This window comes from Bradyrhizobium sp. UFLA05-108, from assembly GCF_059803455.1.
Window position 1 is genome coordinate 12,913 of sequence record NZ_JBANAZ010000015.1, and the last position, 11,901, is coordinate 24,813.

The 11,901-nt window shown below is 63.7% G+C and carries 15 protein-coding genes; 7 read left to right on the forward strand and 8 right to left on the reverse strand.

Features of this window, described 5'->3' with window-relative positions:
• Positions 1-9 precede the first annotated feature (9 nt).
• Genes SO140_RS13555 through SO140_RS13565 form a run of 3 tightly spaced genes read left to right on the forward strand, consistent with a single transcriptional unit; the run spans position 10 to position 2,832 of the window.
• The gene (locus tag SO140_RS13555; protein WP_449383328.1) at positions 10-1,140 is read left to right on the forward strand and encodes an ABC transporter substrate-binding protein; all 1,131 of its coding nucleotides are present in this window, start codon (positions 10-12) and stop codon (positions 1,138-1,140) included.
• 49 nt (positions 1,141-1,189) lie between these two features.
• A complete protein-coding gene (locus SO140_RS13560; RefSeq protein ID WP_449383343.1) occupies positions 1,190-2,020 on the forward strand; it encodes an ABC transporter permease in 831 nt (276 codons plus the stop codon).
• The gene (locus SO140_RS13565; RefSeq protein WP_449383327.1) at positions 2,017-2,832 is read left to right on the forward strand and encodes an ABC transporter permease; all 816 of its coding nucleotides are present in this window, start codon (positions 2,017-2,019) and stop codon (positions 2,830-2,832) included. Before SO140_RS13560 ends, SO140_RS13565 begins: the two co-directional genes overlap by 4 nt.
• Before the next feature lie 68 nt (positions 2,833-2,900).
• Here SO140_RS13565 and SO140_RS13570 read toward each other — a convergent pair whose 3' ends face one another.
• Positions 2,901-3,761 (reverse strand): DUF1444 domain-containing protein, encoded by an 861-nt coding sequence (locus SO140_RS13570; RefSeq protein ID WP_449383326.1) that lies wholly within the window; start codon positions 3,759-3,761, stop codon positions 2,901-2,903.
• Between the two features lie 214 nt (positions 3,762-3,975).
• Between SO140_RS13570 and SO140_RS13575 the strand changes: the two genes are divergently transcribed.
• The gene (locus tag SO140_RS13575) at positions 3,976-4,146 is read left to right on the forward strand and encodes a hypothetical protein (protein ID WP_449383325.1); all 171 of its coding nucleotides are present in this window, start codon (positions 3,976-3,978) and stop codon (positions 4,144-4,146) included.
• 64 nt (positions 4,147-4,210) lie between these two features.
• Here the strand turns inward: SO140_RS13575 and SO140_RS13580 are convergent, their stop codons facing one another.
• Positions 4,211-4,513 (reverse strand): YMGG-like glycine zipper-containing protein, encoded by a 303-nt coding sequence (locus SO140_RS13580; RefSeq protein WP_449383324.1) that lies wholly within the window; start codon positions 4,511-4,513, stop codon positions 4,211-4,213.
• 247 nt (positions 4,514-4,760) lie between these two features.
• Between SO140_RS13580 and SO140_RS13585 the strand changes: the two genes are divergently transcribed.
• Positions 4,761-5,186, forward strand: a complete 426-nt coding sequence (locus SO140_RS13585; RefSeq protein ID WP_449383323.1) for an SgcJ/EcaC family oxidoreductase — start codon at positions 4,761-4,763, stop codon at positions 5,184-5,186.
• Positions 5,187-5,198: 12 nt separating this feature from the next.
• Here SO140_RS13585 and SO140_RS13590 read toward each other — a convergent pair whose 3' ends face one another.
• From SO140_RS13590 to SO140_RS13615, 6 genes are all read right to left on the reverse strand, one after another.
• Positions 5,199-5,573, reverse strand: a complete 375-nt coding sequence (locus SO140_RS13590) for a hypothetical protein (protein ID WP_449383322.1) — start codon at positions 5,571-5,573, stop codon at positions 5,199-5,201.
• Positions 5,574-5,635: 62 nt separating this feature from the next.
• Positions 5,636-6,331 (reverse strand): AprI/Inh family metalloprotease inhibitor, encoded by a 696-nt coding sequence (locus SO140_RS13595; protein ID WP_449383321.1) that lies wholly within the window; start codon positions 6,329-6,331, stop codon positions 5,636-5,638.
• Entirely contained in the window at positions 6,328-7,320 is a 993-nt protein-coding gene (locus SO140_RS13600; RefSeq protein WP_498542721.1) for a 2-hydroxyacid dehydrogenase, read from the reverse strand. Before SO140_RS13600 ends, SO140_RS13595 begins: the two co-directional genes overlap by 4 nt.
• Entirely contained in the window at positions 7,320-8,141 is an 822-nt protein-coding gene (locus SO140_RS13605) for an ABC transporter permease (RefSeq protein ID WP_449383319.1), read from the reverse strand. The genes SO140_RS13600 and SO140_RS13605 overlap by 1 nt, the downstream gene beginning before the upstream one ends.
• Entirely contained in the window at positions 8,138-8,953 is an 816-nt protein-coding gene (locus SO140_RS13610; RefSeq protein ID WP_449383318.1) for an ABC transporter ATP-binding protein, read from the reverse strand. Before SO140_RS13610 ends, SO140_RS13605 begins: the two co-directional genes overlap by 4 nt.
• Positions 8,954-9,156: 203 nt before the next feature.
• Positions 9,157-10,179 carry an ABC transporter substrate-binding protein gene (locus SO140_RS13615; RefSeq protein WP_449383317.1) on the reverse strand — a complete coding sequence of 341 codons (1,023 nt, stop codon included), beginning with the start codon at positions 10,177-10,179 and terminating at the stop codon, positions 9,157-9,159.
• A gap of 123 nt (positions 10,180-10,302) precedes the next feature.
• Here SO140_RS13615 and SO140_RS13620 point away from each other — a divergent pair, with 123 nt between their 5' ends.
• On the forward strand, positions 10,303-11,124 hold the full coding sequence (locus SO140_RS13620; RefSeq protein ID WP_449383316.1) for a creatininase family protein: 822 nt from the start codon (positions 10,303-10,305) through the stop codon (positions 11,122-11,124).
• Positions 11,125-11,248: 124 nt separating this feature from the next.
• Positions 11,249-11,512: a hypothetical protein gene (locus SO140_RS13625; protein ID WP_449383315.1), complete on the forward strand. Its 264-nt coding sequence runs from the start codon at positions 11,249-11,251 to the stop codon at positions 11,510-11,512.
• Positions 11,513-11,901 lie beyond the last annotated feature (389 nt).

The window sequence follows — 11,901 nt, forward strand, 5'->3', positions numbered from 1 at the left end:
GCCAGACTCATGCGCATTCTCAACTTAGCCTGCTCGCTCGCGGCGCTGCTCTCAGCATCGCCTCTCGCCGCACAGACCCTCAACGTCGCTTCGGCCGGCGACCAGAATATGGTCGACTACGTCAAGGACTATCTCGGCCCGATGTTCGAGAAGAGTCACCCCGGCGTGAAGGTCATCTCCGTCGGCACCGGTCCCGGCGATGCCGGCTCCCAGAAGATCTTTGAGAAGCTTGACGCCCAGAAAGGCGCCGCGACCACCGATTTCGATGTGGTGGTGATCCACCAGAAGGCGGCCGGGACGATGGTGAAGCAAGGGCTGCTCGCGAAATACACCGACAAGGTCGACACCGCGAAGCTGGTCTCCAGCGAGACCGCCAAGAACTCGCTCGGCGCCGACGTCTCGGGCTACGTCATCCCGATGTTCCAGTCGCAGACGGCGCTCGCCTACAATGCCGACATGCTCAAGACCCCGCCCGACAACTTCGCCGAGTTGAAGGAGTGGGTGAAAAAGAACCCGAAGCAGTTCGGCTACAATGGCATCAAGGGCGGCATGTCCGGCGTGGCATTCGTCGCCGGCTGGATCTATGCCTTCGGCGGCGACGCCGGCAAACTGATTCAGGGGCCGTATGACCCGGCCGAGAAGGCAAAGTGGGACACAGCCTTCAGCGAGCTGAAGGACTTCAACAAGAACATCGTCATCACGCCCGGCAATGCCGGCACGCTCGACATGCTCAACCGCGGCGAGATCGCGATGGGCCCGGTCTGGGTCGACATGTTCTATTCCTGGCAGGCAGACGGCAAGCTGCCGCCCAACATGAAGCTCAAGCTCGCCTCGCCCGGCATGCCCGGCCAGCCGATGTACTACGCCGTGCCGGAGAAGGCGGCGCAGCCGAAGCTCGCAGAGGAGTTCATCGCGCTCGCCACCAGCCCGCAGGTCCAGGCGGACGGCATCGTCAAGAAGTTCAACTGGTATCCGGGCATCGACGCCAAGAACCTCGAAGGCAAGCTCGACAAGGCGGCATGGGACAAGCTCTTCACCGACATCACCCCGGCCGACCTGTCCAAGAACGCAAAACCCTTCCCGATCGCGCCCTATTTCAACGACATTCTCGAGGGCTACGAGAAGAAGGTCGCGAACTGAGGGGCGCGTTTTGCGGGACGGGTTCGGAACGCCGCGAAATATCATGAGCCTGTCCCAGCGCCAGCTCGCCTTGCTGCTGATCGCGCCGGGCCTCGCGCTCGTCGCGGCGCTGTTCCTCTATCCGCTCTGCTTCTCGCTCGTCTCGGCCTTCACCGATCCTGATGGCGGATTCTCCTTGCAGGCCTTCGGCAAGGCCTTCGAGCTCTATTCCGGCGACATCCTCTTCACGATCGTCATCGTGGTGACCTCCTGCGCGTTGACGGCGCTGGCGGCGGTCGCCATCGCCGGCACGCTGACGCTCGGCGAGAACCCATGGGTCGTCGGAACGTTGCGCGCCCTTTACCGCTGGCCCCTGTTCATCCCTTTCATCGTGGCCGCGCAATGCATGCGCACCTTCCTCGCCAAGAACGGGCTGATGAACAACACCTTCGTCTCGCTCGGCCTGCTGGAGCCGTTGCAGGCGGTAAGCTATCTCGACTGGCGCGGCATCATCATCACCTTCGTGTGGAAGCAGACCCCATTCGTCGCCCTGCTGCTGGCCGGCGCGCTGGCCTCGCTCGACCGCGCGACCCTCGAGGCCGGGCGCAATCTCGGCGCCTCGCGGCTCAGGGTTCTGATCGAGCTGGCGCTGCCGCAGGTGATGCCGACGCTGCTCGTTGCCCTCGTCCTGTCCTTCGTGACGATGCTCTCGGTGCTCTCCGTGCCGATGATGGTGGCCGGTTCGCAACCGACCATGCTGACCGTCGACATGGCCTTCCGCATCAACTCCTATGGCGACTATGCCACGGCGAATGCGCTCGGCGTCATCACCTACCTGATCAGCGCCGGTGCTGCGATCCTCTATCTCCGGCACGGCATGGCGAAGGAGGGCGCGCCATGAGCCGCGTCGCATCCTTGCTGCGCGCTGCGCTGGCGGGCGCTCTTCTTGCGGCCTTCGCCTTTGCGCTGATCGGCCCGCTCACCAATCTGGCGCTGTGGTCGGTGGCCGAGCGGTGGTACACGCCCTACAAGCTGCCGGTCACCTATGGCACCCGCTACTGGGAGCAGGTCTTCCGCCCGACCGGCGACGCCATGGCCTCGCTCGGGACCTCGGTCTCGATTGCGGTGCTGACGGTCGTCGTCGCACTCGCGCTCTCCGTGCCGGCCGGCTACGCGCTGGCGCGCCTGAAGCTGCCGGTCCGCTCACTGTTCATGATCGTGTTCCTGCTGCCCCAGGCCTTTCCCTCGGTGGCGATTTACATCAACGTGGCACGGATCTTCTATGGCCTCGGCATCAACGGCACCGTGCTCGGCGTCGTGCTGGTTCACGCCGCGCACGGCCTGGTCTATTCCGTGTGGATCGCGGCCGCGGCTTTCGCGGCAGTCGACAGGGATCTCGAACTCGCGGCCCGCAACATCGGCGCCTCGCCGCTGCGCACCTTCTTCACGGTGACGCTCCCCCTGGCAGCGCCGGGTGTCATCGCGAGCGGCATCTTCGTCTTCCTGGAATCACTGGACGAGTTCACCGGCACGTTCTTCGTCGGCGTTCCCCAAGTCACGACGCTGCCGCTCTTGCTCTACAATGCGGCGATGGGCGGAAACTACCAGGTCGCCTCGATCACGGCACTGATCCTCCTGGTGCCATCCGTGCTGTTCATGCTGTTCATCGAGCGCTTCCTGCGCGCGGACGTTCTGGCGAAGGTGGGGGCTTAGCGCCCTCGCGAGTCGGGATCACCTCGTGCGCATCGGCTGATGATCCGGTCGCGCCGTGACAGGCGATCTCATCGAATCAGTTGCCATCCCTTCGGTGTCCAGCGGAGCAGTGCGCCGGAGAGCGGCTTTGGCGAGCGGGCCATGACGCCTTTGGCAAGCGTTCGCAAAGCATCGATCGCGGCACCGGAGTCCTCGCCGACGTACAGCAGGACGTCAGCCGACGGCGCCGCAACGATCAATACGCCACGCTGAGCCTGCGCCAGCGGGGCCCAGCTATCCGGCAGCGCAAGCCGGCTGGTTTGATAATAGTCGCCGCCGATCGTGCCGATCTGCCCTGGCGGTGCCGCCTTCGCGACTTCCATAAGAGGCCTGGTAGCGTTGCGGAGATTGGCAATTCCAATGTCGAATGCCTGATTGGTGGTAAGACCAAGCGTCGCCCGGTCCTTGTCGTTGAGCATCCGGAGCGTGCGTGGCGAATCGAGCACCGGCACGATCACCAGCCCCTCAACGAGAGGCCTTGGCGTCACCATCGCACCCGGCGCAGGCCCCAAGGCTTGCCGCATATACTCGGTCGACCGGACTACGACGCGCAGAGCTTCCTTGGTCGGCGGATCACTTTGATTGCGCGTTGCTGCCGCGACACCGCCCACATAGGTCTCAATCTCCTTGGCGCAGCCAGCCGCGTTCGCCTTGCAGAACGCATAGACCCGATCGAGATTGGCCTGTAGGGGCCCAATCGAAAGCGTCAGCGGCCCCTTGATGACGACGGCGACGTCGCGAACGGCGGTCCGCACCCGCTCGGCCACAAACGCTGTGAAGGTGCGCTCGTCAGTTGGTATCTGTTGCGCCAATACTGGCGCGACGACAAGAACGTGGAGGCTCGCGATTGCGCAGGTCAACCAGCGGCACATTCGAAGTTTGATGCGCATGCTCGAAAGAGCCTCGGGGCGAGGCTCGCGCGATTGAGTCGCCTCCCCAATCATGAGACACATGCCGCGCCAGACCGAGCTGGGCAAGCGAGCCTGCGGGGATACGGGCTCATGCAGATCATTCGCCGCCCATTTACCATCTATTAACTCTCCGCTTTGTGCTGCGGGAATGTGTGTCACAATCGTTCATCATCGAAACGGAGAGGAATCGATGATGAATCAGACAATAGAGCACATCTGGAGCACGGGCCTGTCGTTGCTGAGCCCCGGTCATCTGGTCGACTGGCTTCTCGACCAGATCGAGAAAATAAGCCCAATGATGATGCCTGCTCAGGTCGACATACTGTCGTACCAGGAAACGCGAGTCGAAGCGCGTCGCGACTAGTTCGGCGCGATCACTGCTCGCACCGGCGCCACCCACGTGACGCCGGTATCAAGTCAGAGCAAAACTAGTAGCAATAACGCGGATCGACCCGGACATAGGCGCCGTCGGGGCGCTGCATGTAGCAGCCGCGCTGATAGGCGTAATAGCCCGAACGGCGGTGCTCGCCTTCGGAGGCGATGGCCGCACCCGTGCCGGCGCCGACGATCGCACCGACTGCCGCGCCGCGGCTGCCGCCGATCGCGCCGCCGAGAATGGCACCGCCGACGCCGCCGACGATCGCGCCGCCAATGGCGTCCTGCGCCGCAGCCTCATGCACCGGCACCAGCATCGCAACCGCCAGGCAGGCCGCCATTCCAAGTCCTGCCATCCTAAGTCCTGCCATCCTAAGTCCTCGAAGCATCGCAATCCTCCAGTGTGACGCGGCGAGTCATATCGTCGGCTGGGGATTCGGGCCAGAACTATCACGCCCCTTCCGGCGTGAGGCGCCACGCGATGTCGCCATGGTCTCAGATTCCATACCAGCAAGGGATCGCGCGTGCTACAGAACGTAGGCTAGTGCGGCTCGAACGGGTGGCCGGGAATTTCCAGATGTTTCATTCATGAGGAATAGCGACATGGCGCGTCGATTTCTGGTGCTGATCGGCCTGGTGCTGCTGACGATCTCCGCGGCAGAGGCCGGACCGAACGAGGACGCGGTGGCGGCGCGCGCGAGCTGGGAGCAGGTCTACAATGCCGGAGATGTCGACAAGTTTGTCGCGCTCTACACCAAGGACGCGATGCTGTTCGGCTCGACCGCGCAGCTCTTTACCGGCACCGATGGCGTGCGCACCTATTTCAGCAAGCTACCCGCAGGCATCAAGGTCAAGATGGGCGATCAGCAGGCGATCGCGGCCGGCCCCGACGTCGTGCTCAGCTCAGGCTTTGCCGACTTCACGCTTCCCAACGGCACCGTGCTGCCCTTCCGTCTGACGCTCGCTTTCGTCAAGGTCGACGGCAAATGGCTGGTGGCCCAGCATCACGGTTCGCCCGTGCCGAAGTAAGGCCGCCCGCCGTCACGGCGCGATCCAGCGCTGCACGGCCTCGGCCGTGTCGCTCGGGTTGGTGTTGAAGCAGATCGCAGCGTTCGGCGCGAGATGGTGCACGAGGTTGAGCACCTTTTCGAATAATAGCAGGCGCTCCTTCGGCTCGCGCAGTCCGGCGCCGATCACCACGCAGTCGAAGCTCGCTTCGCGCAGGGCCGACGTGACCACCGCCTCCGCCGTCTCGTCGAGATCGATCAGGCAGCTCGTGACCTCATAGCCGAGGTCAGTGAGCCGCAGCAGCTGTGCGTCGACATAGTTGCGCACGAGCTCGGGCGTGAGCTGCGGGAACGCGCTGTAATCCGCGCTGCCGGGCTCGATGCCGATCGCGAGCACGCGTTTGGCCATCGCGGGGGCTCCCTCGACAATTCTGTTGGATTGCCAACGGCCACGCAGGCCGGTCAGTTCCGCTATTGCCGCAGCAGGATCAGGGGATCAGCGGTATCGGGCACGCGGCGCCATTGCGCGTTGTCGTCGGCCTCGAACTGCCAGGCTTCGCCGGCCTTCGACATCAGGATGATCTGGCCGCGCTCGAGCCGCCACTGCGTCGGGTTGAACTGCGCGATCTCGGCGTCGCATTTCGACTTGAGGAAGACCTGGAAATTGTCGGGGCCGGCTTCGGTGTTGGTCAGCACGAGCGTGCAGACCGGCTGGCCATTGCCGCGCACCATGGACCAGTCGCCGATCATCTGATCCATCGACTTGGCCATCGAGCGGGCGGCGGCGAGATTTTGCAGGATGTAGACACCCTCGCCCTGCCGCAAGCCCTCGAAGATGCCGGCCTCGACCTCGGTGAAGTCGATCACAGATTCGCCGGTGGCATCCTGGAGCCGTACGATGTCGAGGCCCTTGATGCTCCAGGCCGTGATGTCCTTGGTGAAAGGCAGCGCGGTCTTGCAGGCCGGCTCCAACTCGAGCTTGGAGGCCTGGCCAGCCCCGTCACCCTTCAGCGTCACCACGCAGGTCTTGCTGCGCTCGGTGGTGGACAGCTCCCACTGCCCGACCATGTCCTTCTTCAGGGTCGTCGTATCCTGCGCCTGCGCAACACCGGTCACGGCGACGAGCGCCGCGACGATTGCCCACGCACCGACCCGAAGATGTGTCATCCGCGACTCTTCACCGGAGTTTCCGGGACCGGCGTGATCGGCGGCTTGCCGGCAAACCAGGTCTTGAGATTGTCGACCACGAGCTGGTCCATCGCGTTCCGCGTTACCACGGATGCCGATCCGATATGTGGCAGCAGAATGACATTCTGCATGGTCTTGAGCTCATCCGGCACGTTCGGCTCGGCAGCGAACACGTCGAGACCGGCGGCGAGGATAGTCCTGGATTTCAACGCCTGGACCAGCGCAGGCTCGTCGACGACGGAGCCGCGCGCGACGTTGACCAGCACGCCGCGCGGACCGAGCGCCTTGAGGACCTCGGCGTTGATCATCTTGTTGGTGCCGGCCCCGCCGGGCACGATGACGATGAGCGTGTCCACCGCCTTCGCCATCTCGATCAGATCGGGATAGTGCTGGTAGGAAACATCCTTGGATGGATTGCGCGAGTGGTAAACGACCGGCACCAGCGAGGCTTCGATCCGGCGCGCCATCGCCTGACCGATCCGGCCCATGCCGACGATGCCGACCTTGCGGTCGCGCAGCGAGCCGACGCTCAACGGATAGTTCTGGGTCGTCCAGAGGCCGGAGCGTACATAGCGGTCGGCCGGGATGAATTCGCGCAAGGTGGCAAGCAGAAGGCCCATCGCGACGTCGGCAACCTCTTCCGTCAGAACGTCCGGCGTATTGGTGACGACAATATTGTGCTCGCGCGCATAAGCCGTGTCGACGTGATCGTAGCCGACGCCAAAATTCGCCACGATCTCCAGCTTCGGGAAATGCGACAGCGACTCCTTGTCGGCCCGCACGGTGTGATAGGTCACGGCGATGCCGCGGATTTTTTCGCGGACGGCAGGCGTCAGGCGCTCGAGGTCGGCCCGCGTCTCCGCCTTGTGCACGACGAAATGGTCTGAGAAGCCGTTTTCGAGAATCGGCCGCACCGGCCCATAGATCAGAAGATCGATCTTCTCGGACGAAATCGAAGCGGCCGCCATCAGCTTTCCTTTCCAAGGGCGCTTTCATGCCAGCGCCGTAAAATGAGGTGGGAAATTAGCGCCAGCACCCCATAGATGACAATCCCGGCAAGCGACAGCAAAAGCAGCGCCGCGAACATGCGAGGTATGTTGAGACGATAGCCGGATTCGGCGATCCGGTAGGCAAGGCCCGATCCGGCCCCGGCCGTTCCCGCCGCGATCTCGGCGACAACGGCGCCGATCAGCGACAGGCCACCGGCAATGCGCAGGCCGCCGAGGATATAGGGCAAGGCCGAGGGCAATTTGAGAAAACGCAGGGTTTGCGGCTTCGAGGCGCCATAGAGCTGGAACAGGCCGGCGAGATTGCGGTCGACCGAATTCAGCCCGAGCGTGGTGTTGGCGAGGACCGGGAAGAACGCGACGATGAAGGCGCAGACCACGACGGCGGTTTCCTGGTCGAGATAGATCAGCAGCAGCGGCGCGATCGCGATCACCGGCGTCACCTGGAGGACGACCGCATAGGGGAACAGCGAATATTCCACCCATTTCGACTGGTTGAACAGCAGCGCCAGCGCGATGCCGCCGAGGCTGGCCGCGATGAAACCCTCGAGCGTGGTGAGCAAGGTGGTGAGAAGCGATTGCGACAGCACCGCCCAGTCCTTGATGAGGGTCAGGAACACGGCCGAGGGCGCCGGCAGCACATAAGGCGGTATCTGCTTGATGCGGACCACGAGCTCCCAGGCGATGAGGCCTGCCGCGAAGACGACGAGGGGAAGCGCAAAGCGCGCGGCGCGCAAGGCACCATTCTCAGGCTTTGCCGGGACGACGGGCTCTGCGCTCATAGCACCGACTGCCCGGAATAGGACGGCGCGAGCGCGCTCGACACCTTGCGGCAATAATCGGCATAGCCGGCAGAGGTGCGAAACTCTTCTCCGCGCGGCTCGATGGTCTCGATCCGGATATCGGCCTGGATACGGCCCGGCCGCGCCGTCATCACCACGACCCGCTGGGAGAGATAGACGGATTCGAACACCGAATGGGTGACGAAGATGACCGTCTTGCGCAGGCGCCGCCACAGCGCGAGCAGATCGTTGTTGAGGCGAAAGCGCGTGATCTCGTCGAGCGCCGCGAACGGCTCGTCCATCAAGAGGATATCGGGATCCGTGACGAGCGCGCGCGCCAGCGAGACCCGCATCTTCATGCCGCCGGAAAGCTCGCGTGGGAATGCATCGGCGAAATCGGCAAGGCCCACACTGGCAAGAGCCTCGTCCACGCGCGCGTTCGCCTCGGCCCTGGCGACGCCCGCAAGCTTCAGCGGCAGCCGCACATTCTCCCGCACGCTCGTCCACGGCATCAGCGTCGGCTCCTGGAACACGAAACCGATGGCATGGCCCGGCCGCGCCACATCCTCATGGCGCGAGACCCGCACCGTTCCCGCGCTCGGCGCGCTCAAGCCCGCAATCAGGCGCAGCGCCGTCGACTTGCCGCAGCCGGACGGCCCGAGCAGGGAGATGAACTCGCCCTTGCGCACGGCAAGGTCGAACGGCCCGAGCGCCATCACGCCGGTGTCATAGGCCTTCGTCACGCCGCGCAGACTGACGGCCAGCGCCGTCAGCCCGACATCGCCCCCGGACGAAGCTGTGCGCTCTATCATTGGCAGGCGGCTGTTGTTTGGTCTGGCTGCGCCGCGATTTCCACCTCTCCCCAACGGGGAGAGGTCGCGCCGCAGGCGCGGGCGAGGGGGTCCCACGAGAGAGCGTAACCCCTCACCCGGATCGAATCTAGCGATGCGATCCGACCTCTCCCTATGGGAGAGGTGAACGATGCGGGCGCATCTTGATCATATCGCCGCATCGGCTACGGCTTGCTCGGACGCAGCTCGACGCCGACGCCCTTGTTGACGAAGCGCAGCGTGTAGGACTTGCGATAGTCGATGTCGGAGCGCACCACGCCGGCCTTGACCATCTTGTCGAAGAAAGAGGTGTAGCGCTCGTCGCTCATGGCGCCGATGCCGTTCTTCAGGGATTCGCCGGAATCGACGATACCGTACTCCTTCATCTTGGCGACGGAATAGGCGAGCAGCTCGTCGGTCATTTCCGGGTTGAGCTTCTTGATCATGGCGTTGCCGGCGGAATTGTCGCCATAGATGTAGTTGTACCAGCCGACGATCGAGGCATCGACGAAGCGCTGCACGAGGTCCGGCTTCTTCTCGACGATCTCGCGGCGGGTCTCGATCAGGGTCGAATAGGTGTTGAAGCCGGAATCGGCGAGCAGCAGCACGTTGGGCTTGAAGCCCGCAGCCTTCTCCACCGCAAAGGGCTCCGACGTCACATAACCCTGCATCGCGCTCTTGGGATTGGCGATGAAGGGCTGCGGATTGAAATTGTAGGGCCGGACGTTCTTCTCGCTGAAGCCGTATTCGGACTTCAGCCACTGGAAATAGCTGGTCATGCCCTCCTTGGAGACGAACAGCGTCAGCGGCTTCAGATCCTCGATCTTGCCTACCTTGGCGTCCGGCTGCGTCAGCATCACCTGCGGATCCTTCTGGAAGATCGCGGCGATCGTCACGACGGGCACGTTGTTGGTGACGGCGTCGAACGACATCAGCGTGTTGGCGGCCATGAAGAAATCGATCTTGCCCGCGATCAGGAGCATCCGGTTGTTCTCGTTGGGCCCGCCCGGCACGATGGTGACGTCGAGCCCATAGCGCTTGTAGGTGCCGTCGGCGACCGCCTGGAAGAAGCCGCCATGCTCGGCCTCGGCGACCCAGTTGGTGCCGAAGGAGACCTTATCCAGGGTCTCGGCCCGCGCCGGCAGGATCGACATGCATGCGGCCATCAAGCCTGCCGTTAACGCTCGCTGCAGATGGATGGGGCGCATGATTGGACTCCGTCGATCGTTCTGGACCATGATAAAACACAAGAATTTCGGGGACGCAGCCGGTCGGGCCACGTCCCCTTCAGGCCCGCAAACTACGTTACAAATTCACGCAAAGAAACCACGATGAGACCTTCCCGCGACTGGACCGACATCCGCTGGAGCGAGATTGAGCCCGCGGAACCGGCGCGCTGGATCGCGGTCTTGCCGCTGGCGGCGACCGAGCAGCATGGGCCGCATCTGCCGCTCGAGACGGATGTGCTGATCGCCGAGGCATATCTTGCGCGAGTGCGCGCGCTTGCGCCCGAAAACCTTCCTGTCACGTTTCTCGGGGTCGAGCGGATCGGAATCTCCACCGAGCACATCGACTATCCGGGCACGCAGACGCTGCCGACCGAAGTGGCGCTGAAGAGGTGGACGGGAATCGGCGAGGATGTCGCGCGCGCGGGCCTGCGAAAACTCGTCATCGTCACCAGCCATGGCGGCAACAGCGCGGCGATGATGCTGGTGGCGCAGGATCTGCGCGCGCATCAGAAATTGTTCGTGGTGACGACGTCTTGGTCGCGGCTTTCCGGCGCGGAGCAATTGTTTCCCGCCGAAGAAGTGCGCCACGGCATCCATGGCGGCGCGGTCGAGACCTCAATCATGCTGGCGCGCTATCCGTCCGAGGTGCGCAAGGACGCGATCGCGGATTTTGCTTCCAGCAGCATCGCGATGGAGCAGCAATATCGCTGGCTGTCGACACAGCGGCCCGCACCGTTCGCCTGGCAGGCGCAGGACCTGCACCTGAGCGGCGCCGTCGGCAACGCGACACTGGCCTCTGCGGAGAAAGGCGAACAGCTCGTCGACCGGGGCGCGCGGGCCTTCTGCGAGTTGCTCGCCGAGATCGATAACTTCGACGTGAAGAGGCTCGCGTCAGGCCCCCTCACCTACTCCACATCCCTTTGAAATTGCTTAGTTACCTAGCGACTTCCGAGGTCGACTTGGCGCGTTTCGAACCCGAACGCGCAAGCCTCCGTCCAACTGGGCACGCGGGCCACAACGGACCGCCTCACCCCGGATGGAGTTTGAAATGTCGATCAAGACCAAGATTGCCGCTGCTGCCCTCGCTGCACTGACCATCACTGCGAGCGTCGCCACCACCACCTCGTCGGCCGAGGCCAAGCCGCTCGGCTGGGGCTGGGGCGTCGGCGCCGGCATCGCCACCGCCGCCATCGTCGGCACTGCAATCGCCGCCAGCAACGACCCCTATTACTACGGCTATCACCGCTGCGGCTGGGTCGCCCAGTATGACGCCTTCGGCCACTACGTCGGCCGCGTCCGCACTTGCTACTGATCTCACCTATCTGAGGCCCGATCCCTGAGTGGGTCCTGCGTCCGACACGGGCGCCTCATCCACCCCGTGTCGTGCCCCCGACCCCGTCCGGTTGTCCCCCCGGGCGGGGTCATCCTTTTTTGGCGGCGGAGTTTTTGTTGCAGTCCCGTCACACAAGGATGCGAACCATCGTCTGCGACATTCCGCACTTGTTGCTATTGAGAATTATTCGCAATAAGGTTCGCAACAGGTACAGGGACTTGGGAAGAAATCGCGACGCACCGCGATCATCTCGTCCGATCGAGTGGACGAGAAGGACCTGATGACAGGATCGCCACGAATCGGCAGGGATATCGGGGCGTGGGGCAAATTAGGGGCGTGTGCTTTGACGTTGAGAGGTCACCGACACC

Bases quoted from the DNA above. Each gene is read 5' to 3' on its own strand.
- SO140_RS13580 (WP_449383324.1), bottom strand. From the start codon at position 4,513: ATGGCAGGACTTGGAATGGCGGCCTGCCTGGCGGTTGCGATGCTGGTG.
- SO140_RS13595 (WP_449383321.1), bottom strand. From the start codon at position 6,331: ATGACACATCTTCGGGTCGGTGCGTGGGCAATCGTCGCGGCGCTCGTC.
- SO140_RS13590 (WP_449383322.1), bottom strand. From the start codon at position 5,573: ATGGCCAAACGCGTGCTCGCGATCGGCATCGAGCCCGGCAGCGCGGAT.
- SO140_RS13620 (WP_449383316.1), top strand. From the start codon at position 10,303: ATGAGACCTTCCCGCGACTGGACCGACATCCGCTGGAGCGAGATTGAG.
- SO140_RS13575 (WP_449383325.1), top strand. From the start codon at position 3,976: ATGAATCAGACAATAGAGCACATCTGGAGCACGGGCCTGTCGTTGCTG.
- SO140_RS13565 (WP_449383327.1), top strand. From the start codon at position 2,017: ATGAGCCGCGTCGCATCCTTGCTGCGCGCTGCGCTGGCGGGCGCTCTT.
- SO140_RS13605 (WP_449383319.1), bottom strand. From the start codon at position 8,141: ATGAGCGCAGAGCCCGTCGTCCCGGCAAAGCCTGAGAATGGTGCCTTG.
- SO140_RS13625 (WP_449383315.1), top strand. From the start codon at position 11,249: ATGTCGATCAAGACCAAGATTGCCGCTGCTGCCCTCGCTGCACTGACC.
- SO140_RS13600 (WP_498542721.1), bottom strand. From the start codon at position 7,320: ATGGCGGCCGCTTCGATTTCGTCCGAGAAGATCGATCTTCTGATCTAT.
- SO140_RS13585 (WP_449383323.1), top strand. From the start codon at position 4,761: ATGGCGCGTCGATTTCTGGTGCTGATCGGCCTGGTGCTGCTGACGATC.
- SO140_RS13615 (WP_449383317.1), bottom strand. From the start codon at position 10,179: ATGCGCCCCATCCATCTGCAGCGAGCGTTAACGGCAGGCTTGATGGCC.
- SO140_RS13555 (WP_449383328.1), top strand. From the start codon at position 10: ATGCGCATTCTCAACTTAGCCTGCTCGCTCGCGGCGCTGCTCTCAGCA.
- SO140_RS13570 (WP_449383326.1), bottom strand. From the start codon at position 3,761: ATGCGCATCAAACTTCGAATGTGCCGCTGGTTGACCTGCGCAATCGCG.
- SO140_RS13610 (WP_449383318.1), bottom strand. From the start codon at position 8,953: ATGATAGAGCGCACAGCTTCGTCCGGGGGCGATGTCGGGCTGACGGCG.